This window comes from Halosimplex salinum (assembly GCF_003730195.1).
GTDB classification, from domain to species: Archaea; Halobacteriota; Halobacteria; order Halobacteriales; family Haloarculaceae; genus Halosimplex; species Halosimplex salinum.
The window spans coordinates 119,430-143,296 of record NZ_QWGG01000005.1; the positions used below are offsets into that span (position 1 = coordinate 119,430).

Consider the following 23,867-nt stretch of genomic DNA (forward strand, 5'->3'; position numbering starts at 1 on the left):
GTCGCTCGTCGGGGTGGGCCGGGATGAGCCTATCGTCTCGGGGCGCTACACCAGAAGCGGCAGCGCCAGCAACGCGACGACGCCGACGCAGACCAGCGTCGCCAGGACGAGCCGCTCGAAGCGGTCGCCGACCGGCACCTCGGCGCGATGGGCCGGTCGGAACGTCCAGACCAGCCGGTAGAAGGCCGCCCCGGCGGCCGCGAGGAACGCGACCGTCGAGAGCGCGACGCCGTACGGGAGCGCGACCCCGAGCGCCGCGAAGTACATCGGCCCGAAGGAGTACATCGTCGCGAAGGCGACCGCAGTGACGACGAACCACGGCACCGGGTCGACCGCCGTCCCCTCCCGGTTGTGGAGTTGCATACTCGCGGTTCGGCCCGAACGCCCGTATGCCTTGTCCGGGACTGTGCAGGGCGGATCTCCGTCGCCCCTCACGATCAGTCCCGTCGACCCCCACAGCTAAGGGGCCGGCGGCCGCGCTCGTGCACATGGCGACCGACGGCGAGACGCCCTCGGACGGCGACATCCGCGTGTTGCTCGTCCTCGACCTCCTGCTGTCGCTCGTGTTCAGCCTCGTCGTCGTCTACGCGCTCGACCTGGCGGGCATCGGCGAGTTCACCTGGACGAACGTCGCCGTCGCGACGCTCTTCCTCGCGGTCGTGACGTACTTCGCGGTCCTGCGGTGACGCGGTCGCAACCGCGTCGAATCGAGTCCCGGCAAGACGGTCGGGCGAACGATCACTTACCCGTCTCGCGCCCGTAGTGTGTCTGCAATGACAAACACACTGTTCGTCGTCAGCGAGGAAGGGTACTGGGCAGAGGAGTGCGTGGAACCGCTCACGACGCTCGAATCCGCCGGCGTAGACGTGACGGTCGCGACGCCCTCGGGCGACCCGCCGGTCGTCGACGAGCGCTCGGTCGACCCCGACGAGGTGGGCGAGGAGACCGCAGAACGGGTCCTCGACGTCCACGAGAACCACCCGGAACTCAACGACCCCGACCCGGTCGCGGCGGTCGACGCCGACGACTACGACGCGGTCGTCTTCCCTGGCGGGCACGGCACCGAGTGGGACATCAACCAGGACCAGCACGCCCGCACGCTCCTCCGCGACGCGGTCGCCGGCGGGGACGGGAAAGCGCTCGTCGTCTGCCACGCCGTCGGCATCCTGGCGTTCACGCGGACCGCCGACGGGGAGTTCCTCGTGGACGGCCGCGACGTGACGGGCTTCCCAAACGAGTGGGAGGAGGGCATCGTCGACGACCACCACCGCATGCCCGACGGTCGAAAGCTCCCCTACTTCGTCGCGGACGAGGTCGAAGCGGCCGGCGGCAACTGGGACGCCGAACTCGACGCCGACACGAGCGTCACCGTCGACGGTGACCTCCTGACCGCCCGCGGCCCCGAATCGTCGTCGGCCGCCGCCCAGGCGCTCCTCGACGAACTCGGCGTCGCCGCCGCCGCGAGCGACTGACGAACCGATCGCGACCGCCCGTTTTCGGTCCCGACTACCCGGTTTCAGTCACGCCTACCAGGTTTCAGCCCCGACTTTCTGCTCTTGCTCCACCGACCACGAGCGTCGGCACAGTCGTCAGCCGGACGACTCGTTCGGTCGTGCTCCCGGTGCTCGCGATTCGACTCAGCCCGGTCCGACCGTTCGTCCCCATCACGATCAGGTCGGCGCCGTAGTCGCCGGCGGCGTCGACGATGACCTCGTACGGCACGCCTCGACGGAGGTGCCGCTCGACGGCGACGCCCGCCGCCTCGCCCGCTTCGGCGACCGCGTCGAGCGCCCGTTCGCCGGTCGCTTCCTCCGCCTCGACGACCATGTCCCAGTGACTCACCGCGGGGTAGGTCTCGTCGACGACGAACAGCGCGTCGACGGTCGCGCCGTACCGCTCGGCGAGGTCCACGGCGTGCTCGGTCGCCGTCTCGCTCGGCTCGCTCCCGTCCGTCGGCACCAGTATCCGCTCGTATCGCGCCATGCGGCGTGTCAGTCTCCCCCGTCATGTGAGTGTGTCGACCGTTTAGGTGGTCGTAGTCGTCGAGACGGGCGTCCTCGCCGGTCACGGTGGATATTTGGTGTGGCCACGCACAATCGAGAGTATGGCCATCGAAGACCGCGGTGACGCGAGTCTCATCACGCACGCGCTCGCGACTGACATGCTGACACAGCTTCGCGACGTGGAGACCGAACAGGTAGCGTTCCGGAAGGGACTGGTCAAACTCGGCCGGATCTGCGGCTACGAGATCATCGACGGGGCGATGGAGACCGAGTACGTCTCCGTCCAGACGCCGCTCACGGAGACGATGGGCCAGCGGGTCAAAGGACTGGACGACGTAGTCATCGTGAACGTCCTCCGCGCCGCGACGCCCTTCGTCGAGGGGCTGCTCAAGGCGTTCCCGCGCGCTCGACAGGGCGTCATCTCCGCGAGCCGCGACGAGGCGGCGGGCATGGACGACGACGGCGAGTTCCCCATCTCCGTCGACTACGTGAAACTGCCGGACATCGAACCCGAGGACACCGTCATCGTCGCCGACCCGATGCTCGCGACCGGGTCGACGATGTGTGCCGTCCTAGAGCGCGTGCTGGAAGGCCAGCCCGACCCGGAGCACCTGTTCGTTCTCTCGGCCGTGAGCGCGCCCGAGGGGCTCCTCCGGGTGAACGAAGCGGTCCCGCAGGCGGAGCTGCTGACCGTCGCTATCGACGAGGAACTCGACGACGACGGCTACATCGTGCCCGGACTGGGCGACGCCGGCGACAGGGCGTTCCGAACGACCGAGTAGCGGCGAGCGTCCGCACAGGAGACCGCCGCACCCGCTTCGTCAGTCCATCGCGACGTACGTCTGGGTGTCCTCGATGCCGTCCAGGCTCTGGATGTGGGTCGCGGAGACGGCTTTGACGTCGGCGGTCTCGTCGACGGAGACGGTGGCGATGAAGTCCACGTCGCCGGCGACGATGTACGCGTCTTCGACGCCGTCGACGTCGAGTATCTCGTCTCTGAGCCGTTCGGCGTCGCCGGAGTGGGCCTTGACCATGACGTATGCGCGCACCATCTCAGGCACCTCCCCTGGCCGCGACGGCCTCGCCGACGACCAGCTGGCGAACGTCGGCCAGCTTCTCGAAGTCGGCGAGGATGGCGAGTGAGTCGCCGACCTCCATCGACACGTCGTCGTCGGGGATCGTGAGCGCGTCGCCTTTCTTCCCGAACGCGAGCAGTTCGGTGTTCGCGGGGAGTTCGAGTTCGCTCAGGGTGTAGCCGCGCATCGGCGAGTCGTTCGTCACCGTCAGCTCGACGAGCTGGAGGTTCTGCGCGATGTCGGCGACGGCGCGGATGTTCCCGCCCAGCAGGGCGTTCTTGGCGACGATGGCGCCCAGTCGCTCGGGGTAGATGACCTCGTCGACGTCGGAGGCGTACTTGCGGTAGATCTCCTCGCGGTACTCCTCGTCGATGCGGAGGACTGTGCGACAGCCGTGGTGTTTCGCGACCATGCAGGCGACGAAGTTCGTCGAGAGGTCGCCGGTCAGCGCGCCCAGCGCGTTTGCGTCGTGGAGGTCCGCCGAGAGTAACACCGTCTCGTCGCTGGCGTCCCCCTCGATGACGTCGTACCCCTCGGCTTTCGCGCGGTCGACTTTCGTCGGGTCGCGCTCGATGAGCACGACCGCGTGTCCGCTGTCTTCGAGTGCGCGCGCCGTTCGGAGCCCGACGCGTCCGGCACCCACGATAACGAATCGCATACATCACCTTACGGCGAGGCGCGGGAATAAAGTTACCTCCGCGACAGGCCCCGCGGGGTGTGCCCCAGGGTCGACGGGCCGGCCGCCTCCTCGGACGCGCCGCGAGGCCTCGTGTGGATCCACGGCGTTCTGGGCCTCGAACCACCGATTTACGGCGGGTTCGACCGGCTGGGGGGAAGGTTTTTGGAGCGTCCAGCAGAAGTTCCGTGTACGATGGTGCGGGCCTTTATCATGGTGAAGACGGCGGCCGGGAAGTCCGAGCAACTCCTGGCATCGATCCGGGACATAGAGGGCGTCGAGGAGGCACACATCGTCGCCGGACAGTACGACATCATCGTCGAGGCTGTCGGCGACGAGGTGTACGACCTGATGCACGGCGTCGCGACGAACCTCCGCGACCTCGACGGCGTCGCCGACACGAAGACCTATATCTGCCTCGCGTAAACGACCCCACCCTACTCGCTCACGGCTTCGCCGTTCGCTTCGTTAAGGGTGGGGCTTTCGCGTGGACTCCCGTTCTGGCCATCGCTGGCAGGCTGGTAATCGCCGTTCACGTTCAACGTCCCGCGATTCAAGCGCACGTTTACAGGTGCGCCTCCGCCCGACGACGTTTGCGCCGAGCGGAGATATTTCAGACCGATGTTCTTCGCCGCGTTGTAGTCTGCATTCACTTCGTAGCCGCACTTCTGGCAACAGAACTGCACTTGTGTGAGGCGGTTCTCACGGAGCGTCGTCCCGCACTTCGAACACCGCTGGCTGGTATAGGCGGGACTCACCTGTTCGGTCGTGATACCGAACATCTCGGCTTTGTACTCGACGTACTCGAACAGGTGGTCGAACGCCCACGCGTGGAACTTCTTCGCGTTGGGCATCCGCTCACGAATCCCTGTCAGGTTCTCGAAGGCGATCACGTCGCAGTCGTGTTCGATGGCTTCTGCGACGAGTTCTTTCGAGACGGTGTGTAAGAAGTGGTCGTAGCGACCCGTCTCCGTGCGTCCGACTGATTGGATAGTTTCGTGAGCGGCCCGCGTCCCGCGCTGTTGGAGCGACCCACGTCGCTTCTCGAATTCACGATGCCAGTGGCTCAACTCCGAGCCGCTCCAGAACGTGCCCGTGGAAGTGACGGCGACGTTTTCGATGCCGAGGTCAACGCCGAGGACTGTGCTGTGCCCGTCGTTGCCTTCAGAGGAGTCGGCAGTCTCGGACTCCACGTCCGCCTTTGTTCGGACGTGAAGATAGAACTCGCCGTCTCGGTAGTGGAGTTCCCCGCCCGTCACTTCGTAGTCGTCGTTGAACAGATACTTCGAGTGGGGCGTCTCGCGGCTCTCGTCGGGGAGGACGTACTCGGCGGTGATGCGTCCGTCGACGGTCGAGAGTGTGGCGTGGTCGTCGTCGAATGTTGCACACCGCCTGTCGTAGACGATCATTGGGGCGGTGAAGTGGGGCTTTCCCGCGTAGTTACCTTGTTTCCATCGAGCGACGACGCTCTGGACAGCGTCGGCGGCCTTGTTTCGAGCGTTCTGGACGAGATTCGCCTAGAGTCGCGTCTCGGCCCGCACGTCGTCGTAGGTTTCGCGTTGCAGTTCGGCTTTGCTCGTCGTCTTGTACTCGCCTTGCCACGCGTAGTCGACGACGTAGTTGGCAGCCCACAGAAACTCGGAGATGGTTTCGTGGAGGAGGTTGGCGTCGCTGTCGGCCACGTCGAGTTTGACGGGAACCGTGCGACGCACCTCCATCCGTACTTCAGACGAAGTCCGATGTTTTTATACTAGTACCGGTTCGGTGGGGGAGTCGGCCAGCTATCGAGTGTGGTTGGTGTAGTACTGTGTCGGTTTCCTCTCGACTTGAGGTCGGGGGCTCCATCTTGAGTCACGCTGACCGTTCTCCGGCCGCTCACTCCGAGCGCCGACTTCGCTCCAGAACTTCCGCTCGCTGTGCGCGTAGCCGCGGCGACGGCGTCGCGTAGGCGTACTCGAACACGTCGCCCGGGCCGTCGTCGGGCGTCGCCTCCGCTGTCGCGACCGCCTCGTCCAGTTCCGCCTCGGCGGCCTCGCGCGCCTCGTCGACGAACGCCTCGTCGACGACGCCCTCCTCGCGCAGGTACGCCGCGTAGCGCTCCAGCGGGTCGGCGGTACGCCACTCCGGCAGGTCCTCGTCGCCGCGGTACCGGTCGGGGTCGTCGCTCGTCGAGTGCGCGCCCTGCCGGTAGGTGAGGCTTTCGACGAGCACTGGTTCGCCGGCCCGCGCGGACTCGCGGGCCTCGCCGACGACCTCGTAGACTGCGAGCGGGTCGTTGCCGTCGACGCGGACGCCCTCGAAGCCGTAGGCGCGGGCCTTCTGTGCGATGGTGTCGCTGGCCGTCTGTCGCTCCGCGGGCATGCTGATCGCCCAGCCGTTGTTCTCACAGAAGAAGACGACCGGCGACGCGAACACGCCGGCGAAGTTGAGCGCCTCGTGGAAGTCCCCCTCGCTCGTGGCGCCGTCGCCGAAGTACGCGCAGACCGCTCGGTCGTCGTCGAAGTGGTCGGCAGCCATCCCCGCGCCGACGGCGTGGGGGAGGTGCGTCGCGATGGGCGTCGCCTGCGTGAAGGTGGCGCTGCCGCGGTCCGGTGTTCCACCGTCGGTCGGACGGTCCGGGTCGGCGTCGGCGTCAGCGTCGGCGTCGGTGGGTTCGAACTCGGAGTGGCCGCGGCGAAAGCGGAGGACGTCGGCCGCGGGTCGGCCGCGTGCGAGTTGCATCGCGTTCGACCGGTAGGTCGGGAACAGCCAGTCGTCCTCGGCCAGCGCGTGGGCCGCGCCGACCTGTGACCCCTCCTGACCCTCGAACGGCGGGTAGCCGCTCATCCACCCTCGTCGCTGGAGCGCGACCGCCCGCCGGTCGAAGACGCGTGCGCGAACCACGTCTCGCAGGAGCGTGCGCGCGAGGTCCGGGTCGACGCTCGTCTCCGCCAGCGACCGCTCGCCGATGACGCGGTGCATTGAGATGGTTTTGGTGTGGACGGGGCAAAGCCGTTGTGTCGACTCCGAGGGACTGGGCTCGTGACGACGAGTCGTAGCCCTCGAACGCGTCGGGGCCTTCACGCTGTTCGCCGTCACTATCGAGCGAACGGGAGCGCCGGTCGGCGTCCGATCGCATCACACGGTGTCGTGCACGACGCTATCACGCTCGCCTCGCAGTCGACACCTCAAAGAGCGCGCCGTCCCAAGCGGGGGCATGGTCACTGCCGTCGAGGCGCTCGAACTGGCCGTCATCCTGCTGGTCCACAGCGCCGTCGTCGCCCTGCTGACGCGCTTTTTCCGCGTCCGACTGACGACTCGCTGGGGCGGCTTCCTCTACGCCGCCGTCATCTCTCCGGTCGTCCTCGTCGTGCTGACGCTCGTACTCAGCGGCATCCTCCCGCTGGGTCCCGACCTCGGCTCGGCCGGCGTCGTCGTCACGCTCGTCATCCTCCTCCCGACGGTCACGGGCATCACATTCGACTACTTCTGGATGCCCGCCCCCGACGAGGTCGACCTCCCCGAGCGGTGGGACGACGAACGGCCCAGTCGCTACGAGAACCGGTGAGGCGCGAAATTCGCTGTCCTTCTGGACCCTCGTCGGTGTGCTCTCGACGAGGACCCCTCGCCGAAGTCGGCCCGAGTTAGCGGCCGCAAAGCCGTCTAACAGATGTCGTAACTGGCAAACGCTTTTCCACTGTCCGAGACGCCAGCACGGACACCGGCGTAGCACTCGTTCGTTTCGATGGTGACCCGCCGAGTCTCGTTCCGAACGGTCACGACGGTGGTGAACGCCTCGATTCCGTCGGGGTCCGCCTTGACGAGGTTGTAGACGGTCGGGTCGGTCCCCGGGCCGACCGTATGGGAGCCCTTGTAGACAGTTTCGTTGGTTGCTTCCCGGATCACTCGAACGTCTATCTCGACGATCTCATCCCAGGAGTTCACCAGCTGTACTGGTTTGTTCGGGTCCGGTTGACTCTCCATCTGTTCGACCGGCGGCGGTGTCGAGGTCTGCGTTCCAGCTGGACCGCCGGAGAGACAGCCGGCCGAGAGTACGAGGAGGGCAAGTAGTATCACGACACGTCGCGGCGGAGATCGTGTCACGGGCCGAAAAGGAAGCAGACGAGGGAAGTACTTTGTGGCGGCGATGGCGTTTTCGGCGTTCGGAGCTACTCCAGCAACTCCAGCACCGCCGACTCCACGTCCGACAGCACCGCGTCCTGCGAGCGGGTCGCGTCGATCCGGACGAACCGCTCCGGGTCGTCGTCGATCAGTCGCTCGTAGTTCTCGCGGACGGCCCGGAGAAACTCGACCTGCTCCATCTTGTTGGTCGACCCCGCCCGGCGCGCACCGGTCTCGGGGTCCACGTCGAGGTAGAGAGTCGCGTCGGGGTCCCGGGTGAAGGGAGCGTGTATCTCTCGGACGTAGTCGAGCGGGTCCGCCACGTCGAGGTTCGGATGGTCGGCCAGCGTCGCGCCCTGATAGGCGTATCGCGAGCCCGAGTAGCGGTCGGAGACCACGAGTCGACCTTCGGCGAGCGCGGGGCGAATCGTCCGCGCGAGGTGGTCGGCGTGGTCGGCCGTGTAGAGGAACAGTTCGGCCACGGAGTCCGCGTCGGGATCGCCGATCGAGCGGTTCACCGCGTCGCCGTACCACGACTCCGTCGGCTCGCGCGTGAACACGGTGTCGTCGGGGAGAGCGTCGCTCTCGGCGAGATGGGCGGCGGCGGAGGACTTCCCGCTACCGTCCAGCCCTTCCAGCGTGACGAGCATACCCGTGTGTCTCGGAGGTCTCACCTAAACGACTTCGGCTCTCGGTTGCCTCTTGCCTGTGAGATACGGATCGTGTCAATTCGCAACGTTTTTGATTCGTGCTAACGAATGCCAAGGCGAGGGCGCGACGAGGACACATCGGACGATCCGAGCGGGTGCGTCCACGGGGATGGGCTCGCTCGGATTGGGGGCAAAATCGAAGGGCTCGTAAGAGGGCTACGAGATGAACGCCTCGAAGGAGAACCGAAGCGTGCCGCAACCGGTCCAGCCGGCTGGTCCGGCGTGAAGGCCAACTACCGGATGTTGGGTAATCAACGCTCGGGAACCCGGTCGCTGGCAACCGCTGGTGGAAGCCCAGCCAAAGCCCGGAAGGGCAACGCCGGGGAAACCGGCTACAGCCAGAAAACACCGGAACGGCCGTATGGCACGCGGAAAACGTCTCCCGTCCGGGTCCAGATCGGAACGCCCGACCCGTTCCGTGGTCCCGACCCGTTCTGCGGTCCCGACTTCACCGACAGCGCTCCGTCCCCGTACAGGGACGGTAGTCTATCTGAACGAGTGGCTCTCTCGCTCTCTGTCGAGTCCGGCGCGTCGTCCGTCGGGCGACTATCGAGGTTCTGTGGCGGTCTATCGCGGGACTACTGCTCAGGGCTCGACGTCGACGGGGTCGAGTGTGCAGACGACGCCGTTCGCGTTGCCGACGGTGAACCACTCGTTGCCCTCCCCGTCTTCGATCGCGGTGTCGACGACGGGGTCGTCGCCGGTGCCTCGTTCGTGGCCGAGACGCTTCTCGGGCGGGACGACTTCGGGTTCGTGCGCGTTCGCGGTCGTTCTGGAGTTGTCTCTGTCACTCATTGGTCTCTGGACCGTGTCCGTTCGAGTGTCGCCTACGGACGGCACAGACGGCACTTCGATGTGGTTCAACCGAGGCGCCGTAGCCGGGTGAGGGTTCGCCCTATAGGATTAGGCCGTCTCCGAGAGTCACGAGAGCCGACCGCTCGGGTGAAATGCCGCATCGGCTCCGATGGACGCTGTCGGTCCCATCTCGGGTGCACGGACCCCGGTCTCCGGGACGGACCGGGTGTCCGTCCAAAACAGTCAAACCACCCGCCGCCGATGACCGGGCCATGGACGAGCGGTTCTCACGACGGGCGTTCCTGGGCGCGGCGGGGGCGAGCGTGGCGACGGGGCTCGCCGGCTGTGCGGCCGCGCCCTCGCAGGGCGTCGACAGCCGGATCGACACGGACGACGGGCCGCTCGATACGTTCGCCGCGACGGAGTTCCGCGGCGGCATCCAGCGACAGGGGGTCTACCCGGACGCGACGATCCCGACCGACCCCGAGGTCGAGTGGACGCTCCGCGATATCAACACCGGCGACCACACCGCGGCGAAGGCGAGTCCGGTCGAAGTGCCCGGCGGCGACGTCGTCGTCCCGGGGGACAACCGGGAGATCCGTCGAGTCACCCCCGAGGGCGAGGTGGTCTGGACGGCGAGCGTCGCCGAGACCACGCGGGGCATCCACGGCACGCCCGCGGTGGCCAACGGCGCGGTGTACATCGGCGCGTACGACGGCGCGCTGTACGCCTTCGACCTCGAGACCGGCGAGGGGTACTGGCGGACGAAACTCGGCGACGCCATCGGGTCGAGCCCGGGGTATCACGACGGCACCGTGTACATCGCCGTCGAGTACTACGACCCCAGCGGCGCGATGTTCGCCGTCGACGCCGTCACCGGCGAGGTGGAGTGGGAGGACCAGCGCGTGACCAACCACCCCCACTCGACGTGCGCGATCGACCGCGAGGCGGGCCGACTCGTCGTCGGCTCCAACGACGGCTACCTCTACGCGTGGACCTACCCCGACCTCGAGTTCGAGTGGAAGTTCGAGACCGGCGACGCGATCAAGGGGCCCATCGCGACCCACGACGGGAGCGCCCTGTTCGGGTCGTGGGACGAGACGGTGTACCGCGTCGCGCTCGAGGACGGGAGCGAGGAGTGGACGTTCGAACCCGACGACATGGTGATGTCGGGGCCCTCGATAGAGGCGGAGACCGGGACCGCCTACGTCGGGACGCACGACTCGCGGCTGTACGCGCTCGATCTCGCAGACGGCAGCGAACAGTGGAACTTCGACACCGGGGGCTCGCTCATCGGCTGTCCCACGGTCACGAGCGAGCACGTCCTCGTCGGGTCGTACGACCACAGCTGTTATGCCGTCGAGAAGGCGACCGGCGAGGAAGTGTGGGAAGTCGAGGGCGTCGGCGTCGTGTCGAGCACGCCGCTGGTCGCCGACGGCGCCGTCTACTTCACCGACCGCGCCTCGAGCGAGTATCTCGACGGCGACGGCGAGAGCGACGGGACGGACTCGACTCCCAGCGGGCAGTCCGGCGGGCTGTACAAGGTCGTCTCGGCCGGCGGGAACTGACCGGGCGGGACCGGGGCAGCCTCTCTCGGCGGCTGTCCGCTCGTTCCGGCCGGTCACGGCCGCGGACGGAAGAGCGCGAGCTGTCGGAGGATCGTCCGGTCCTCCAGTCCGCCCGCGAGCGCGCCGGAGAGGACGCCGATAGTCGCGATGAACCCGCCGGTTCGAACGAGGTCGACGACGGTCACGACCGGGTCTTCGAGGCTCGGCCAGTTGGTCATCAGGTTCGGCGGGAAGACGACGAACTCGATGACGAGCATTATCGTCCCGACGAGCGCGAACAGGCCGAGCATCCCGAACACGAGGATGCCGAGGATTGCGACGTTGAGCAGCGCGACGTGCTCGGTGACGACGCCGCGGCGCTCGCGCGGGACGTTGAGACTCAGCGAGAAGACGAGGTACACCGCCGCCAGCAGGACGCTCGCCGCGGCGAACGACACCGCAGTCACGTTGTCGAGGTTCATCCCCACGTCCCACGTCTCGGCGCTGAACACGAGGATCAGCGCCGGCGCGACCGCCGCCGTCGAGAGTTTCGGTAGCGAGAGCGGCAGCAGCGGCGCCCGACTCGTCAGCAGCGCCCGCCCGACCTGCCGCCAGTTCCGCGCCGTACTCGTCAGGTGGAAGCCGACCAGCCCGGCCACGCTCCGCGACTCGACCGACTCCTCCGGGATCCGACTCGCGACCCGCTCCAGATACCGACTCACGTCGGCGTCGAACGACGGGACGCCCGACCGGTCGGGGTCGAACTCGTACGGCGCCATCACGCCACCGGACGGGTCGTGACTCGCTCCGAGGACGTGTCCGATCTGGTGGAGCAGGACGGTCGCGCCGTTGTGGTGGACGGCCGCGGCATCCAGCGACCGGCGGGGCTGGTCTCGGCCGCCGACCTGCAGTCGGTGGGTCGAGACGACGACGACGCGACTCAGCGGCGACGCCAGCCCGGCCACGCGGCGGCGGTTCCGCGCGAGCAGCGGCGCGTCCGTCACGACCACCAGCAGGTCGTAGGGCCCTTCGACCATCCGCAGGGCCGCCTCGTCGAGGAACGCCGAGGGGCGGCGCGGGTCGCGGTCGGAGAGCGGCTCCGGTTCCTCCTCGTAGAACTGCCAGTCCGCCTCCGTCGCGGCTTCGAGTTCCGCGCTCGCCTCGTCGGCGACGGTCGCCGCGAACGACCCCAGCCTGTCGGCGTCGCACTCCGGCGACGGTGCGACGAGCAACCCCGCGTCGACGGTCAGGTCGCCCTCCGACGACCCACGGGTCACTGCCGTCGCCGTCGCGTTTCCCATACCACGCGTTCGAGCGCCGGACGGAAAAGACCGCTCTCGGTCGTCGGCCCGGTCTCAGTCGTCGGCCCGGCCTCGGCGGCCGGCCCGGTCTCAGTCGTCGCCGTCGTCGCGTTCGTCGCCGTCGAGATCCAGATCCGCCAGGTACTCCCGGACGTACTCGTGCAGTCCGTCCTCGTCGCCGGTCACGAACCGGTAGTCGTCGTGTTGCTCGTCGAGTTCGACCGACTGGTCGGGGTCGGTCCGGCGGACGCGGAAGACGATATTGACCGTGTGTCGTGAGTCGACGCCGTCGATGGCCGACGCCTCCCAGAAGTGCTCGTAGACGCCGACTCGCCCCTCGACGGTCACGTCGACGCCGAGTTCCTCCAGGGCGACGCGCCGGGCGGCGTCGTCCAGCCGTTCGCCCTTGTAGAGGCGACTCCCCGGCCAGAACCACTCGCCTTTCGCCGGCTCTTTCGTTCGATGGGCGAGCAGGACCTCGCCGTCGCGCTCCAGCACGACCTCGACGCAGGTCTGGGGGACGCGATTCAGTACGGTCGCGAACTCCTCCTGGGGGATGAACTCGTCGCGGACGTCCATAGTCGTCGCTCGCGCCCCCGCGCCTTCGGGATTGCGAACGGGAAGAGGCGGGGAGCCGACACCGCTAACTCGGTGGCGCCGCCCCCTCCGATATGACTGACGAGCTAGCGTGGGAGACCCTCGACAGCCGAACGTCCTACACCTGTGAGGGGTTCGACGTCGTCACCGACACCGTGCGCTTCCCGAACGGCGAGGAGGCCGAGTTCGACTACCTCTCGGAGGGCGAGAGCGTCGTCGTCCTCCCGTTCACCGCCGAGGGGGACGTGGTCGTCATCGAGGAGTGGCGCCAGGCGGTCGGCCGCGTGAACCGCGCACTCCCTGCCGGGAGCATCGAATCTGACGACGCCGACCCCGTCGACTGCGTCGCGCGCGAACTCGAAGAGGAGGCGGGCTATCGACTCGGAACTGTGGAGCACCTCACGACCGTCGAACCCGCCAACGGCTTCGCCGACGCGGTCTTCCACTACTTCGTCGCCCGCGACTGCGAGCAGACGGGCGAGCAGGACCTCGACTACAACGAGGACATCCGCGTCGAGACGACGACGTTCGACGCGCTGGTCGAGGCCGCCCGCGAGGACGCCCTGCGCGACGGCCGGTCGATGCAGGGGGTGCTGTACTTCGCGCTGTTCGGGGAGGAGTAATCTGGTAGAAAAGTTAACCACGTTTCAGACGCTACTGTTAGATATGGCGACAGCGGTCAAGATGGACGAGGAGTCGAAGTCGATCCTGGAGGAGCTACAGGCCGAAATCAAACTGCGAACGGGGAAGAAAGTCACACAGCAGGAGATAATGGCGACCCTGCTGGAGGACGCCTACGAGTCGAAATCGGCGTTCGTCGACTCGTTCCGCGAGACGAAGGTTCCGCTCTCGGAGGCGGAGATCGAGCGGATGAACGAGGGCACCTTCGATTCCGGGACCGAGACCCGCGAGGAAGACATCGACGACATCCTCTACGGATGAGTATCGTTGTCGACACCGGTGTTCTATACGCGGATCACGACGAGGGCGCGCCTCGGCACGAGACTGCCGACGCCGCGATGAACGCGATCTATCGCGGCAGACACGGGCAACCGTTCGTAAGCGACTATATTTACGACGAGACGGTGACGCTGACGTTGAAGCGTAGCGGTCAATTCGACGCGGCAAAGTCGATTGGTCGGCGGATCCGCGGGGACGGGAAGTTCGCTGATGTGTTCTCGTTCGAACACGTGGACCCAGGGCTCTTCCAACGATCTGTCGACGTATTCGAACGATACGACGACCAGGAGCTGAGCTTTACAGACGCTACGACGGTCGCCGTAGTCGAGGAGCGAGGTCTCGATTCCGTGCTGAGCTTCGACGACGACTTCGACGGCATCGTCGACCGGATTGATCCCGTGGATCTCGGATAGCAACCGAACACAACCCTTAGGCCCGCCGGCCGGATATCGCGGGCAATGGCAGACGTCTTCGAGGTCGACCGCTACGACGCCGCCGGCCGTCTGGGCGAACTGGAGGTCCCGCGCGCCGGCGTCACGGTCGAGACGCCCGCGCTCCTCCCGGTGATCAACCCGCATCTCCAGACCGTCACGCCCGCGCAACTCGAATCCGACTTCGGCGCGGAGATACTCATCACCAACAGCTACGTCCTCTACGGCAGCGAGGACCTGCGTGACCCCGTCGAGGAGCAGGGTCTCCACGAGTTGCTCGACTTCTCGGGCGCGATCGTCACCGACTCCGGTTCCTTCCAGCTCGCCGAGTACGGCGAGATCGACGTGACCAACGAGGAGATCCTGAACTTCCAGCACGACATCGGCTCGGACATCGGCACGCCGGTCGATATCCCCACGCCGCCCGACGTGTCTCGCGAGCAGGCCGAGGACGAACTCGCGACGACGCAGGAGCGCCTCGGCGCGGCGGCCGAGGTCGACACCGGCGAGATGCTCGTCAACGCGCCCGTCCAGGGCTCGACCTACCCCGACCTGCGCGAGTCAGCGGGCGCCCACGCCGCAGCGTCGGGACTCGACGTGTTCCCCGTCGGCGCGGTCGTCCCGATGATGAACGAGTATCGCTACGCCGACCTGGTGGACGTGGTCACCGCCGCCAAGCGCGGCCTCCCCGAGAGCGCGCCGGTCCACCTGTTCGGCGCCGGTCACCCCATGATGTTCGCCCTCGCCGTCGCGCTGGGCTGTGACCTGTTCGACTCGGCGGCCTACGCCATCTACGCCCGCGACGACCGCTACATGACCGTCCGCACCACCGAACACCTCGAAGACCTGGAGTACTTCCCCTGTTCCTGTCCGGTCTGTACGAGCCACACGCCCGAGGACCTCCGCGGGTACGATTCCCAGGAGCGCGAGCGCCTGCTCGCCGAGCACAACCTCCACGTCTCCTTCGGCGAACTCAGGACGATCAAGCAGGCCATCCGCCGCGGGAGCCTGATGGAACTCGTCGAGGCGCGCGCCCGGAGCCACCCGGCGATGCTCGACGGCTACCGCGCTCTGCTCGACCACGCAGCACAGCTCGAACGCACCGACCCCGTCTCCAAGGACACCTTCTTCCACCTCTCCGGCGAGAGCGCCCAGCGCCCCGAAGTCCTGCGCCACCACCAGCGCCTCGACCGCCTCGAACCGCGGGGCGACTCCGTCCTCCTGACCGAGGGCAACGACGCCGACGACTTCGACGAGTGCTGGAACGTCCAGCCGCCCTTTGGCCCGTTCCCGACGGAACTCGCCGACGGCTACCCGCTCACCGCGCAGATCCCCGAGCGACTCGACTCGCCCGCCTACGAGGCCGCCGCCGCGGGCGTCCGCCGGCTCGTCGAGGCCCACCCGGACACCGCGTTCACGCTCGCCCACGACCGCTGGCCCGACAGCGCGCTCAGCGAGGTCCCCGAACGCGTCGAACTGTGGGCCCTCGGCGACGAGTAGACCATTCAACGATCCACGTGGCGCGCGCTGTCGTCTCGGAATCGCTTGCGATTCCGAGGGCCGTCAGAGCTTGCTCTGACGTTGGCGCGCTTTCATGCGCGCGACGTAGCCGTGCGAGGGATGAGCGACCGTAGGGAGCGAATCGGTTGGGGAGGTGTGTGGTGCGGTGCTGTGGAGTGTGGTCCTCGGTGGACTGAAAGGGCGAGACTCGCTCGCGACGTAGTGCAGTCGCCTACGCGACCACTATCCGAGCGAACGGAGTGAGCGAGGATATGTCGCGTAGCGACCGCGAGCGGGTCGAGGGCTTTCGGGGCTCGGTACTGTCTGCTGTCGTAGTAACTCGTAGCGAGCGGGTCGTTGTATTCGCTTTCGAACCGGCAATACCAGAACAGACTCACGCGGTCGAGAGGCCGACTGCGACGACCCCGGCGGCGACGAGCCAGGCGACGTACGTCGCACCGACGACGAGCGTTCCCTGTCCCCGACTCAGATCGTGCGTTTCGACGACGCCGGCGTACGTCACCCACCCGATCAGGAGCAGTACCGGAACGGACGCGAGGAGCGCGGAGACGACCGGATTGGCGACGAAGAAGATGTCGAACCCGAGCAGGACGATGGGAATCGCGAACAGCGGTGCCGGAGCCATCCCGTAGCAGACGCTGGCGAGGGTGTCCTCGTAGTCGCCGGTGCTGTCGAGGACCTGCGTCGCCACCTCGACGGCGGCGGCCGCGAGGAGCGTCACCACCATCAGGAAGAGGTACACCTGCGCGACGGTCTCAGGCCAGCCGCCGAGGAGGAACAGTTTGAACTGCCCGACGTCGAGTCCGATCGCCGACGAGACAGCCGGGTTCCCCAGCACGCCAGCGACGAGGTTGGTCGCGACGGCGGCGACGCCGATGGTGAGCATGAGGAAGCCGAACGTGTCGTCGGTCGTCTTCTGTTCGGCCCGGGTGCGGAAGAACCCGCGCGGCGACGCGAGCAGGTTCCGGAGCGGTTCCGCGTACCACGACACCAGCAGGTCGTAACTGAACCCCTTCAGGATGGCGTCGAGACCGATGGCGGCGATGATGAACCCGCCGGTGATCACGCCCTGCCAGCCGCTGACGTTCAGGCCGGCAAGGGCGAGGACGTTGTTCGCCGTCGCGAGCACGAGCGACCCGAAGAGGACGCCGACCATCGACCCCTCGCCGCCGGTGAGCTTCGTCCCGCCGAGGACGACGGCGGCGATGACGACGAGCGCGAGGCCGTTCCCGCTCCCCGACGAGACGGAGCCGAAGCGGCCGAGGAAGGCGAGGCCGGCGAAGGCGGCCGTCAGCGAACAGAGGGCGAAACAGCCGAGTTTGACGATCTCGGGGTCGATGCCGGTCGTCTCGACGGAGTCGATGTTGTCGCCGGTGGCGCGGGCGTGGAGGCCGAAGCGCGTGTAGTGCAGGATGTAGTGGAACACGCCCAGCAGGACGAAGATCCAGACGATCAGGATCGAGAACTGTCCGAAGGTCTTCGTCTCGGCGTGGAGGAAGGGGATCTGGTACAGGATGGGGCCGCTCATGAACGGCAGGTCGGCGATGATGATCGGGCCGCCGAGCCACTTCAGGAGGCCGACGTTGCCCGCCGACGCAGTGGTGCCGCCGAGCAGGATCCGGTGGACGCCTCGCAACAGCGTCAGCGTGCCGATGGTGACGATGAGCGACGGGAGTTCGAGTTTCGTCACGACGAGCCCCTGCGTGATCCCGAAGACGACCGAGAACGCGAGGACGACGAGGACCGCGAACAGGGGGTCGAAGCCGAACGCGTTCCCGCCGATGAGGATCGCGCCCATCCCGGCGGAGACGCCGTACATCGACCCGACCGAGAGGTCGAACTCGGCGGTCACCATGAGGAGGGCGACCCCGTAGCCGATGATGGCGGTCGTGGCGGCCGACCGGAGGACCCGGGCCATGTTGTCGAGCAGGAGGAACCGGGAGGCGTCGATGTAGACGCCGACGAGGAAGATGGCGATGAGGCCGACGAGGACGCTCCCCTCCCGCCGGTCGAACACCGACGCGGCCGTCGAACTGACGCGCCGCCGGACGCCGGGTGATTCGGTCGCCACGGCGATCAGCGCTCCCGCTCCCGGTGCATGCGCTCGACGATGTCCATGCGCTCGACGTCGTCGCGCCCGGTGTGGAGCACGTCGACGATCTCACCGTCGCGCATGACGGCGATCCGGTCGGCCACGTCGACGACCACGTCGATCTTGTGCGAGATGAGGATCACCGACTTCTCGCCGTCCGGGATCCCCCGCACGAGGTCGATGATCTTGTCCGTCCCGGTCGTCGAGACCTCCGAGGTCGGCTCGTCGAGGATGATGATCGGCGGGTCCCTGATGAGGGCGCGCGCGACCGCGACGGCCTGTTTCTGGCCGCCCGAGAGCTCGTTGACGGGCGAGCGCGGGTCGAAGTCGAACCCGATGTCGTTCAGCAGTGACCGGCTCTCGCTGACCATGGTCTCGCGGTCGACGCGGCGGAACAACCACCCGGCGGGGCCGGGCTCCAGGGGTTCCATCCCGAGGAAGATGTTGCTCGCGGCGCTGGCGTTCGGGCTGAGGTGCTGTTCCTGGTAGACGGTGGCGATGCCTGCGTCCATGGCGTCCTTCGAGGATGAGAAGTACTGCTCGACGAGGCGGCCGTCCTGCCGGAGGTAGATCTCGCCGCGCGTCGGCCGGAGGACGCCCGAGAGCATCTTGATGAGCGTCGTCTTGCCCGCGCCGTTGTCGCCGGCGATGGCGAGGACCTCGTCGGCGTTGACGTCGATGCTGACGTTCCTGACGGCCTCGATGGCGCCGAAGAACTTCGTGAGGTCTCGCGTCCGGAGGACGACGTCCTCGTCGACGGCGTCGCCGGTCGCGTCGGGCCGCTCTCGTCCTCCGGGCGCTCCCGTCTCCGATTCCGAGTCTGACTCTGTCTGTGACATGGCTTGCTCCGTGGAAGGCGCGAACGTGGGTGCGATCGTCCGGGCGACACCGGTCACTGCGGGCGACCCCGTCACTGCAGGAAGTCGTAGTTCTCCTCCTGCCACTGGAGGAGCCCGCCGTCGCCGGCCCACGACCGCCGCTCCAGCGCGAAGTCGACGTTGTCCTCGTCCCAGACCGACACGCCCCACTCGAGGTCTTTCATCTCGATGCCGCGTTCGAGATACATCCACGCCAGCGGGACGTTCTGGAACCCCTGACTGTACGGGTCCTGCCCGACCGTGAAGTCGACGTTCCCCGCCTCGATCTGTTCGAGCAACGGTCGCAGGAGGTCGAACCCGCAGACGACCATCGGCCCGTCCAGTTCGCCGGACTCCAGTGCCTGGCCCGCGCCGACCGCGCCCCAGAACGCCGAACAGACGACGCCGTCTACGTCGGCGCCCGAGATCGTGTCGATGATCTCCGTCTGCGCGTCGGCGATGTTCGCCGGCGGGTTGATGATCTGGTCGTTGTAGAGGCTCACCGACGGATCGCTCTGTGCGTCGAAGTACCGCTCTGCGGTCCCGAGGTCGGCCGCGTCCGCGTTGACTCGACGGGTGACCGACGGGTTGTCGGGCAGTTCGTTGGTGACCAGGACCGTGTACTCGTCCTTGTCGGGGATCTCCTGCTGGAGGCGGTCGTAGGCTTCGGCGGCCATCGCCGCGCCGCCGCGGGCGTCCCGGATGCCCACGTGGGGAACGACCATCGGTTCGCCCCGGTATTCGAACCCGACGTCGTCCATCATGTAGTCGTAGTTCCAGTCCCGCGTGGCCGGCGTCGAGTGGCCGTTGACGACGGCCACGTCGTTGTCGAGCGCGGTCTGGATGGCCTCGTTGTACGCCTCGTTGTTGAGGACCGTCGTCACGAGTACGTCGCCGGCCTCCATGTTCGAGACGTTCTGCTCGATGAGGCTCACCTGGTCCGGGATGCCGCCGTCCGCGGGCGGCCCGGTCACCTGTCCGTCCCACCCGAAGACGTTGAGCGCGTCGTGGAACCCGCAGGTCATCGGGATGAAGAAGGGGTTGTCGATGTTCTGGAGGACGAACACGGCCGTCCGCTCGTTCTGTCCCGACCCCTCGCGCGTCTTCGAGGGGTCCCAGCCTGGCGGTGCGACCGCCGGATGGCGCGAGAACTCGAAGTCGCCGCTCTGTGCCGCGCCGTCGCCACCGACGTTCCCGTCGCCGTCGCCGTCGCCGTCGCCGTCACCGTCGCCGTCGCCGTCACCGTCGCTCGTCTGACACCCGGCCAGCCCCAGGGCGGCGCTCGCCGCACCGATCTGCTTCATTACGCTGCGCCGGCTGATGCTCGTCCCCACGTCGATCGAGACCGAACCGTCCGACTCCACACCATCTTGCGATCCCATACCACGTCAAAACTCCACACGAACTATAGTAAGACGGCCCCTACGACACTCGTAATTCTGACATTATCCGGGAGAGCCCGTCGTGACTGATCGTATTGTCGGCCACTCGGGGGGTGCTCGTATTGTCAATCACTCGGCGGAGTGATCGTATTATCGGTCACTCGGCGGGGTGGCCGTGACGACCGGTCGGTGGCGCGCCTCCGTCTGAGGGCGCTCAATCGTCCGACTTCGCGCCCATCGGGTCCATCTCGACGAACCGGTCTCGGATTTCGGGCGTGGGGATCATACACTGGGCTTTCTTGCCGAATATCGCGTAGCGGTGGCGCCCGACGGTATCGTAGACGGCGTCACGAAGGGGACGCGGGATCACCCGTAACACGCCGGCGAGCGACCACGGAGACTCGAGTCCGCTGGCCACGCGCAGCGCGGCCTCCGACTTCGTGTAGTAGTCGCCGCCGTCGATCAGGACGAACGTGTCGAAGTCGTAGTCGTCGAACCCGACGTCGTCCAGCAACTGCTCGGCGGCCTCGGACTGGAGGGGCGCGAACCGAAACGTTCCCTCGGGGTCGTGGTCGACGACGAACTGGATCGACCCGTTACAGAGGTTGCAGACGCCGTCGAACAGCAGGATCGGCTTGTCTCGTGGGATCGATGCGACCATCGGGCGGATCTACGCCACCCACGTACTTGAAGGACAGTTCGGCGGTCGCCGACCCCGCAGATCTACTCCGAAGGGCACTCCTCGCCGAAGGGACCCTCGTCGTTCTCCCGCAGTCGGGTGCCGGCCGACACCGTCTCCGTGGCGCCGCCGATCTCGCGCTCCCGGTTCGGACTGCCGAAGTCGACCTCCGCCCAGGCACAGCGGCCGCGACGCCAGCCGCCGTCGGGGAGCTGGGCGTCCAGGCCGAGCGAGGCGTCGACCACGTCGGCCCGCAGACGGTAGGACCCGGGGTCGCCCGACCAGTCCCGTCTGATCCGGCTCGACGACGAACTGGCGACGCTCGTCGTCGTCTCGAACGCTTCGGACCCGTCGATCGAGAGCGTGACCGCGACCTCGATGGGCTCGCTCGTCCAGTTGTACAGTTCGAGGCCGGTGAGGACGATCGTGTCGCGCGACTCGCCGCCGAGGCCGAGACAGCCGCCGACCGCCATCGGCGCGGCGAGCGCGCCCATGGCGGCCCGGCGCGTCAGTCCGCGCCGGGATCGCTCCCCCGGCCCGACCGGCTGGTCGTCGTCGGTCATACCGCCACTCCCCTCGTTCGAACGGACGCGGCGCTCCTCGGCACGCGCTGTCGCACCTGAACCCCACACATGTCACCGAGCGATCGGCCGGCGCGCTCCTAAGCGTTTCCCCACGCTCCGGGCCGTCAGCGACCTGTCGTCGGGTCCGTGTCCGGGCCAGCGTTTATACCGCGCGGCCGCGAGACACCGGTCGATGCGCGAAGTCACGGTCGAGCGGTTCGTCGGTGCCACGCCCGCGGAGGTGCGGCGAGCGCTCGAACCTCCGGTCGTCGTCGAGTACGAGGGAAGCTTCGACGTGCTCGACGTCGAGGAGCGCGAGGGGGCGACGGTCGTCACGGCCGGCGCCCGCGGCATCGGCGTCTCGCTCCGGTTCGAGGACCGCGAAGACGGCCTGCGCTACGAACAGGTCGGCGACGAGGGCCCGTTCGACGAGATGTGGACCGAACTCGCCTGGGAACCCGAGGACGAGGGGACGGTCGTCACCGCCCGCTCGGGAGTGAGTCTCGGACTCCCGCTCGCCGCGGTCTCCGACCGCGTGGCCGCCTGGAAGCGCCGCGGCGAACTCGACAGAGCGCTCGAACGACTCGCCGCGGATCTCGAGTGACGTCCCCCGAACCGCGGCCGTCGGCGATCGTGCGAATGTGTCACACGACCGCATACGACTTTAGTCCCCGCCGGTCGCACGTGCTGACACCCATGGGTGTACTGTCGACGATATCGGAGGTGCTCCGGGCCTCGTCCCAGAATCCCAGTCGCGGCGAGGACCCGACGCGAGAGTCCGAGGGTGCCTACTGGTGTCACGACTGCGAGGAGCGGATCCTCGTCCTCGCGGTCGACGGCGACGACCCGCCGACGTGCCCGTCCTGTGGAGAGGGGATGACGTTCGAGCGGTCCGTCGGGACGACCGGGTGCGCCTGCTGACCGCCAGCGCGGACGCCACGACCGCTCGGCGGGAGTGAGAGCGGCGGCCGACGGTCCGGTCGGGGGTGTCGCTCCCGGCGGACCGCTCACAGATTTAAGTCGACCGGAGGTGAACGAACAATCATGACAGACGACGGCCGGTCACTCGCCCGGCGTATCGAGGCGTTCCGGGAGTGGCTGCACGAGTGGTATCACGGGCTGTATCACGGGCTTATCGAGCACCCGGCCTTCGAGAAGATCGAGAAGGAGGCCGAGGACGTCGAGGACACGTTCCTGTTCGCGTGTTTCGCCGACGCCTTCGGCATCCCGAGCCCCGTCTCGTACTACACGGTCGAACTCCTGCCCTACCTCGCCGACGAGTTCGAAGGGTGGGAGCGGCGCATGTGGGACCGCGGGTCGCTCCTCGAACGCAAGGGCCAGCAGTACCACTTCCACTGATGTGGGGGGAGTAGTCGTGGACGAGTTCGTCTTCTTCGGCGGCAAGGGCGGCGTCGGCAAGACGACCGTCTCCAGCGCCTACGCGCTCAAGTGCGCGAACGCGGGGCTGAAGACCCTCGTCGTTTCGACGGACCCGGCCCACAGCACCTCGGACGTGTTCGGCCAGCAGTTCGGCGACGACCCGGCCGCAGTCGAGGGCCACGAGAACCTCTGGGCGATGGAGATCGACCCCGACGAGGAGGTCGAGCGTCACATGCGGGACATCCGCCGGCGCATGACCGAACAGGTCAGCGCCGCGATCGTCAACGAGATCGACCGCCAGATCGAACTCGCTCACCGGACGCCCGGCGCGTACGAGGCCGCGCTGTTCGACCGGTTTATACAGGTGATGCGCGAGGCGTCGCCAGACGCCTCGGAAAGTGCGAGCGGGGAGGAACGACCCGCGAGCAGCGAGGCCGGCGAGTACGACCGCGTCGTCTTCGACACCTCGCCGACCGGCGGCACCCTCCGCCTGCTCGCGCTCCCCGACTTCCTCGGCGATTGGATCGAGCGACTCGTCCAGAAGCGCACGAAGTCGCTCGACCTCTTCGAGAAGGCCGCCATCGGCGAGAAGGAGGCCCGGCGGAAGCTCGACGAGGACCCGCTGATCGCCCACCTGCAGGGTCGCAAGGAGAAATTCGAGTTCGCGGGCCGGGCCCTCCGCGAGCGGTCTGCGTTCTTCCTCGTGCTCAACCCGGACGACCTCTCGATCCGGGAGACCGAGCGCTCGGTCGCCGAGATGGGCAAACAGGGGCTCGGCGTCGAAGGCCTCGTCGTGAACAAGGTCACGCCGTCGCCGGACGACGACGACCGGGGACGCGGCGGCCGGTACCTCCGCGACCGTGTCGCGACCGAGCGCGAGCGGATCGGCCGGATCCGCGACGGGTTCGACGAACCGGTCGTCGCCGAGATCGAGTCGCGCGTCCGCGAGGTACGGGGCGACCTGCTCGCCGACGTGGCCGATGAACTGGCGATCGACGTCGAGGCGGCCTCGGCGGAGGTGTGAGGGCGCGCGCGGGTCGCCCCACCTCGCTGTCACGCGCACCGACCACGGTAGCGACGTATTTGTCATCTCTTCAGTGACACTTATCGGACGCGACTCGCGACTGCCGCCCCTCCTCCCCACGCATCCCGCGGACCGATGATGCCGTTCGCTCGCTCTCGGCCCAGTTTTCGTC

General features: G+C 67.5%; 29 protein-coding genes and 1 pseudogene. 14 read left to right on the forward strand and 16 right to left on the reverse strand.

All coding sequences use genetic code 11. The features are described 5' to 3' along the window. Positions 1–45: 45 nt before the first annotated feature. Positions 46–363, reverse strand: coding sequence for a hypothetical protein (locus tag D1409_RS14595; protein ID WP_123537727.1), 318 nt, complete (start codon positions 361–363; stop codon positions 46–48). Between the two features lie 125 nt (positions 364–488). On the opposite strand from D1409_RS14595, the gene D1409_RS14600 reads away from it, so the two are divergent. Both D1409_RS14600 and D1409_RS14605 read left to right on the forward strand, forming a co-directional pair. Further along, complete coding sequence (locus tag D1409_RS14600; protein WP_123537728.1) at positions 489–686, forward strand: hypothetical protein; 198 nt, start codon at positions 489–491, stop codon at positions 684–686. Between the two features lie 87 nt (positions 687–773). Further along, the gene (locus tag D1409_RS14605; RefSeq protein WP_123537729.1) at positions 774–1,472 is read left to right on the forward strand and encodes a DJ-1/PfpI family protein; all 699 of its coding nucleotides are present in this window, start codon (positions 774–776) and stop codon (positions 1,470–1,472) included. A gap of 64 nt (positions 1,473–1,536) precedes the next feature. Here D1409_RS14605 and D1409_RS14610 read toward each other — a convergent pair whose 3' ends face one another. Next, on the reverse strand, positions 1,537–1,983 hold the full coding sequence (locus D1409_RS14610; protein ID WP_123537730.1) for a universal stress protein: 447 nt from the start codon (positions 1,981–1,983) through the stop codon (positions 1,537–1,539). A gap of 121 nt (positions 1,984–2,104) precedes the next feature. Here D1409_RS14610 and upp point away from each other — a divergent pair, with 121 nt between their 5' ends. Then, positions 2,105–2,785, forward strand: coding sequence for a uracil phosphoribosyltransferase (gene upp / locus D1409_RS14615; RefSeq protein ID WP_123537731.1), 681 nt, complete (start codon positions 2,105–2,107; stop codon positions 2,783–2,785). A 39-nt stretch (positions 2,786–2,824) separates the two neighbouring features. Here the strand turns inward: upp and D1409_RS14620 are convergent, their stop codons facing one another. Both D1409_RS14620 and D1409_RS14625 read right to left on the reverse strand, forming a co-directional pair. Next, complete coding sequence (locus tag D1409_RS14620; RefSeq protein WP_123537732.1) at positions 2,825–3,055, reverse strand: Lrp/AsnC family transcriptional regulator; 231 nt, start codon at positions 3,053–3,055, stop codon at positions 2,825–2,827. 1 nt (position 3,056) lies between these two features. Next, on the reverse strand, positions 3,057–3,737 hold the full coding sequence (locus tag D1409_RS14625; protein WP_123537733.1) for a potassium channel family protein: 681 nt from the start codon (positions 3,735–3,737) through the stop codon (positions 3,057–3,059). A gap of 213 nt (positions 3,738–3,950) precedes the next feature. On the opposite strand from D1409_RS14625, the gene D1409_RS14630 reads away from it, so the two are divergent. Next, entirely contained in the window at positions 3,951–4,181 is a 231-nt protein-coding gene (locus D1409_RS14630; protein ID WP_123537734.1) for an Lrp/AsnC family transcriptional regulator, read from the forward strand. An 11-nt stretch (positions 4,182–4,192) separates the two neighbouring features. On the opposite strand, the pseudogene D1409_RS14635 reads toward D1409_RS14630, so the two are convergent. Beyond that, a pseudogene (locus D1409_RS14635) lies at positions 4,193–5,473 on the reverse strand (RNA-guided endonuclease InsQ/TnpB family protein). Between the two features lie 157 nt (positions 5,474–5,630). Beyond that, the gene (locus D1409_RS14640; protein WP_123537735.1) at positions 5,631–6,716 is read right to left on the reverse strand and encodes a thiamine pyrophosphate-dependent enzyme; all 1,086 of its coding nucleotides are present in this window, start codon (positions 6,714–6,716) and stop codon (positions 5,631–5,633) included. A 235-nt stretch (positions 6,717–6,951) separates the two neighbouring features. On the opposite strand from D1409_RS14640, the gene D1409_RS14645 reads away from it, so the two are divergent. Next, a complete protein-coding gene (locus D1409_RS14645) occupies positions 6,952–7,302 on the forward strand; it encodes a hypothetical protein (RefSeq protein WP_123537736.1) in 351 nt (116 codons plus the stop codon). A 95-nt stretch (positions 7,303–7,397) separates the two neighbouring features. Here D1409_RS14645 and D1409_RS14650 read toward each other — a convergent pair whose 3' ends face one another. From D1409_RS14650 to D1409_RS14660, 3 genes are all read right to left on the reverse strand, one after another. Further along, a complete protein-coding gene (locus tag D1409_RS14650; protein ID WP_123537737.1) occupies positions 7,398–7,718 on the reverse strand; it encodes a hypothetical protein in 321 nt (106 codons plus the stop codon). Between the two features lie 185 nt (positions 7,719–7,903). After that, positions 7,904–8,506, reverse strand: a complete 603-nt coding sequence (gene tmk, locus D1409_RS14655) for a dTMP kinase (protein WP_123537738.1) — start codon at positions 8,504–8,506, stop codon at positions 7,904–7,906. Between the two features lie 645 nt (positions 8,507–9,151). Next, positions 9,152–9,361 carry a hypothetical protein gene (locus tag D1409_RS14660; protein ID WP_123537739.1) on the reverse strand — a complete coding sequence of 70 codons (210 nt, stop codon included), beginning with the start codon at positions 9,359–9,361 and terminating at the stop codon, positions 9,152–9,154. A 272-nt stretch (positions 9,362–9,633) separates the two neighbouring features. Between D1409_RS14660 and D1409_RS14665 the strand changes: the two genes are divergently transcribed. Then, the gene (locus D1409_RS14665; RefSeq protein ID WP_123537740.1) at positions 9,634–10,929 is read left to right on the forward strand and encodes an outer membrane protein assembly factor BamB family protein; all 1,296 of its coding nucleotides are present in this window, start codon (positions 9,634–9,636) and stop codon (positions 10,927–10,929) included. A gap of 53 nt (positions 10,930–10,982) precedes the next feature. Here the strand turns inward: D1409_RS14665 and D1409_RS14670 are convergent, their stop codons facing one another. Then, positions 10,983–12,209: a hypothetical protein gene (locus D1409_RS14670; RefSeq protein ID WP_123537741.1), complete on the reverse strand. Its 1,227-nt coding sequence runs from the start codon at positions 12,207–12,209 to the stop codon at positions 10,983–10,985. 90 nt (positions 12,210–12,299) lie between these two features. Next, positions 12,300–12,788, reverse strand: coding sequence for an NUDIX domain-containing protein (locus D1409_RS14675; protein ID WP_123537742.1), 489 nt, complete (start codon positions 12,786–12,788; stop codon positions 12,300–12,302). A 92-nt stretch (positions 12,789–12,880) separates the two neighbouring features. Here D1409_RS14675 and D1409_RS14680 point away from each other — a divergent pair, with 92 nt between their 5' ends. Genes D1409_RS14680 through tgtA form a run of 4 tightly spaced genes read left to right on the forward strand, consistent with a single transcriptional unit; the run spans position 12,881 to position 15,697 of the window. Beyond that, positions 12,881–13,429 (forward strand): NUDIX hydrolase, encoded by a 549-nt coding sequence (locus tag D1409_RS14680; protein WP_123537743.1) that lies wholly within the window; start codon positions 12,881–12,883, stop codon positions 13,427–13,429. 43 nt (positions 13,430–13,472) lie between these two features. Then, a complete protein-coding gene (locus tag D1409_RS14685) occupies positions 13,473–13,748 on the forward strand; it encodes a hypothetical protein (protein ID WP_123537744.1) in 276 nt (91 codons plus the stop codon). Then, positions 13,745–14,179 carry a type II toxin-antitoxin system VapC family toxin gene (locus tag D1409_RS14690; protein ID WP_123537745.1) on the forward strand — a complete coding sequence of 145 codons (435 nt, stop codon included), beginning with the start codon at positions 13,745–13,747 and terminating at the stop codon, positions 14,177–14,179. Before D1409_RS14685 ends, D1409_RS14690 begins: the two co-directional genes overlap by 4 nt. A gap of 45 nt (positions 14,180–14,224) precedes the next feature. Then, positions 14,225–15,697, forward strand: a complete 1,473-nt coding sequence (gene tgtA / locus D1409_RS14695) for a tRNA guanosine(15) transglycosylase TgtA (protein ID WP_123537746.1) — start codon at positions 14,225–14,227, stop codon at positions 15,695–15,697. Positions 15,698–16,091: 394 nt separating this feature from the next. Here the strand turns inward: tgtA and D1409_RS14700 are convergent, their stop codons facing one another. From D1409_RS14700 to D1409_RS14720, 5 genes are all read right to left on the reverse strand, one after another. Continuing rightward, positions 16,092–17,789, reverse strand: a complete 1,698-nt coding sequence (locus D1409_RS14700) for an ABC transporter permease (RefSeq protein ID WP_123537747.1) — start codon at positions 17,787–17,789, stop codon at positions 16,092–16,094. Between the two features lie 5 nt (positions 17,790–17,794). Next, positions 17,795–18,649: an ATP-binding cassette domain-containing protein gene (locus D1409_RS14705; RefSeq protein WP_123537748.1), complete on the reverse strand. Its 855-nt coding sequence runs from the start codon at positions 18,647–18,649 to the stop codon at positions 17,795–17,797. 71 nt (positions 18,650–18,720) lie between these two features. Next, entirely contained in the window at positions 18,721–20,049 is a 1,329-nt protein-coding gene (locus tag D1409_RS14710; RefSeq protein ID WP_123537749.1) for a substrate-binding domain-containing protein, read from the reverse strand. Between the two features lie 214 nt (positions 20,050–20,263). Beyond that, on the reverse strand, positions 20,264–20,710 hold the full coding sequence (locus D1409_RS14715) for a thiol-disulfide oxidoreductase DCC family protein (protein WP_123537750.1): 447 nt from the start codon (positions 20,708–20,710) through the stop codon (positions 20,264–20,266). Between the two features lie 62 nt (positions 20,711–20,772). Continuing rightward, positions 20,773–21,291: a hypothetical protein gene (locus D1409_RS14720; RefSeq protein WP_123537751.1), complete on the reverse strand. Its 519-nt coding sequence runs from the start codon at positions 21,289–21,291 to the stop codon at positions 20,773–20,775. A gap of 193 nt (positions 21,292–21,484) precedes the next feature. On the opposite strand from D1409_RS14720, the gene D1409_RS14725 reads away from it, so the two are divergent. From D1409_RS14725 to D1409_RS14740, 4 genes are all read left to right on the forward strand, one after another. Beyond that, positions 21,485–21,895 (forward strand): SRPBCC family protein, encoded by a 411-nt coding sequence (locus tag D1409_RS14725; RefSeq protein ID WP_123537752.1) that lies wholly within the window; start codon positions 21,485–21,487, stop codon positions 21,893–21,895. A 92-nt stretch (positions 21,896–21,987) separates the two neighbouring features. After that, the gene (locus D1409_RS14730; protein WP_123537753.1) at positions 21,988–22,212 is read left to right on the forward strand and encodes a zinc-ribbon domain-containing protein; all 225 of its coding nucleotides are present in this window, start codon (positions 21,988–21,990) and stop codon (positions 22,210–22,212) included. A gap of 123 nt (positions 22,213–22,335) precedes the next feature. After that, positions 22,336–22,650: a hypothetical protein gene (locus D1409_RS14735; protein WP_123537754.1), complete on the forward strand. Its 315-nt coding sequence runs from the start codon at positions 22,336–22,338 to the stop codon at positions 22,648–22,650. Positions 22,651–22,666: 16 nt separating this feature from the next. Next, on the forward strand, positions 22,667–23,695 hold the full coding sequence (locus tag D1409_RS14740; protein ID WP_123537755.1) for an ArsA family ATPase: 1,029 nt from the start codon (positions 22,667–22,669) through the stop codon (positions 23,693–23,695). Positions 23,696–23,867: the final 172 nt, after the last annotated feature.

What these genes read in the sequence shown, in the direction of transcription:
- D1409_RS14665 (WP_123537740.1), top strand. Translation starts at nt 9,634, where the DNA reads ATGGACGAGCGGTTCTCACGACGGGCGTTCCTGGGCGCGGCGGGGGCG.
- D1409_RS14725 (WP_123537752.1), top strand. Translation starts at nt 21,485, where the DNA reads ATGCGCGAAGTCACGGTCGAGCGGTTCGTCGGTGCCACGCCCGCGGAG.
- tmk (WP_123537738.1), bottom strand. Translation starts at nt 8,506, where the DNA reads ATGCTCGTCACGCTGGAAGGGCTGGACGGTAGCGGGAAGTCCTCCGCC.
- tgtA (WP_123537746.1), top strand. Translation starts at nt 14,225, where the DNA reads ATGGCAGACGTCTTCGAGGTCGACCGCTACGACGCCGCCGGCCGTCTG.
- D1409_RS14600 (WP_123537728.1), top strand. Translation starts at nt 489, where the DNA reads ATGGCGACCGACGGCGAGACGCCCTCGGACGGCGACATCCGCGTGTTG.
- D1409_RS14620 (WP_123537732.1), bottom strand. Translation starts at nt 3,055, where the DNA reads ATGGTGCGCGCATACGTCATGGTCAAGGCCCACTCCGGCGACGCCGAA.
- D1409_RS14670 (WP_123537741.1), bottom strand. Translation starts at nt 12,209, where the DNA reads ATGGGAAACGCGACGGCGACGGCAGTGACCCGTGGGTCGTCGGAGGGC.
- upp (WP_123537731.1), top strand. Translation starts at nt 2,105, where the DNA reads ATGGCCATCGAAGACCGCGGTGACGCGAGTCTCATCACGCACGCGCTC.
- D1409_RS14675 (WP_123537742.1), bottom strand. Translation starts at nt 12,788, where the DNA reads ATGGACGTCCGCGACGAGTTCATCCCCCAGGAGGAGTTCGCGACCGTA.
- D1409_RS14735 (WP_123537754.1), top strand. Translation starts at nt 22,336, where the DNA reads ATGACAGACGACGGCCGGTCACTCGCCCGGCGTATCGAGGCGTTCCGG.
- D1409_RS14680 (WP_123537743.1), top strand. Translation starts at nt 12,881, where the DNA reads ATGACTGACGAGCTAGCGTGGGAGACCCTCGACAGCCGAACGTCCTAC.
- D1409_RS14720 (WP_123537751.1), bottom strand. Translation starts at nt 21,291, where the DNA reads ATGACCGACGACGACCAGCCGGTCGGGCCGGGGGAGCGATCCCGGCGC.
- D1409_RS14605 (WP_123537729.1), top strand. Translation starts at nt 774, where the DNA reads ATGACAAACACACTGTTCGTCGTCAGCGAGGAAGGGTACTGGGCAGAG.
- D1409_RS14685 (WP_123537744.1), top strand. Translation starts at nt 13,473, where the DNA reads ATGGCGACAGCGGTCAAGATGGACGAGGAGTCGAAGTCGATCCTGGAG.
- D1409_RS14710 (WP_123537749.1), bottom strand. Translation starts at nt 20,049, where the DNA reads ATGGGATCGCAAGATGGTGTGGAGTCGGACGGTTCGGTCTCGATCGAC.
- D1409_RS14640 (WP_123537735.1), bottom strand. Translation starts at nt 6,716, where the DNA reads ATGCACCGCGTCATCGGCGAGCGGTCGCTGGCGGAGACGAGCGTCGAC.
- D1409_RS14660 (WP_123537739.1), bottom strand. Translation starts at nt 9,361, where the DNA reads ATGAGTGACAGAGACAACTCCAGAACGACCGCGAACGCGCACGAACCC.
- D1409_RS14630 (WP_123537734.1), top strand. Translation starts at nt 3,951, where the DNA reads ATGGTGCGGGCCTTTATCATGGTGAAGACGGCGGCCGGGAAGTCCGAG.
- D1409_RS14690 (WP_123537745.1), top strand. Translation starts at nt 13,745, where the DNA reads ATGAGTATCGTTGTCGACACCGGTGTTCTATACGCGGATCACGACGAG.
- D1409_RS14595 (WP_123537727.1), bottom strand. Translation starts at nt 363, where the DNA reads ATGCAACTCCACAACCGGGAGGGGACGGCGGTCGACCCGGTGCCGTGG.
- D1409_RS14610 (WP_123537730.1), bottom strand. Translation starts at nt 1,983, where the DNA reads ATGGCGCGATACGAGCGGATACTGGTGCCGACGGACGGGAGCGAGCCG.
- D1409_RS14705 (WP_123537748.1), bottom strand. Translation starts at nt 18,649, where the DNA reads ATGTCACAGACAGAGTCAGACTCGGAATCGGAGACGGGAGCGCCCGGA.
- D1409_RS14730 (WP_123537753.1), top strand. Translation starts at nt 21,988, where the DNA reads ATGGGTGTACTGTCGACGATATCGGAGGTGCTCCGGGCCTCGTCCCAG.
- D1409_RS14715 (WP_123537750.1), bottom strand. Translation starts at nt 20,710, where the DNA reads ATGGTCGCATCGATCCCACGAGACAAGCCGATCCTGCTGTTCGACGGC.
- D1409_RS14645 (WP_123537736.1), top strand. Translation starts at nt 6,952, where the DNA reads ATGGTCACTGCCGTCGAGGCGCTCGAACTGGCCGTCATCCTGCTGGTC.
- D1409_RS14625 (WP_123537733.1), bottom strand. Translation starts at nt 3,737, where the DNA reads ATGCGATTCGTTATCGTGGGTGCCGGACGCGTCGGGCTCCGAACGGCG.
- D1409_RS14650 (WP_123537737.1), bottom strand. Translation starts at nt 7,718, where the DNA reads ATGGAGAGTCAACCGGACCCGAACAAACCAGTACAGCTGGTGAACTCC.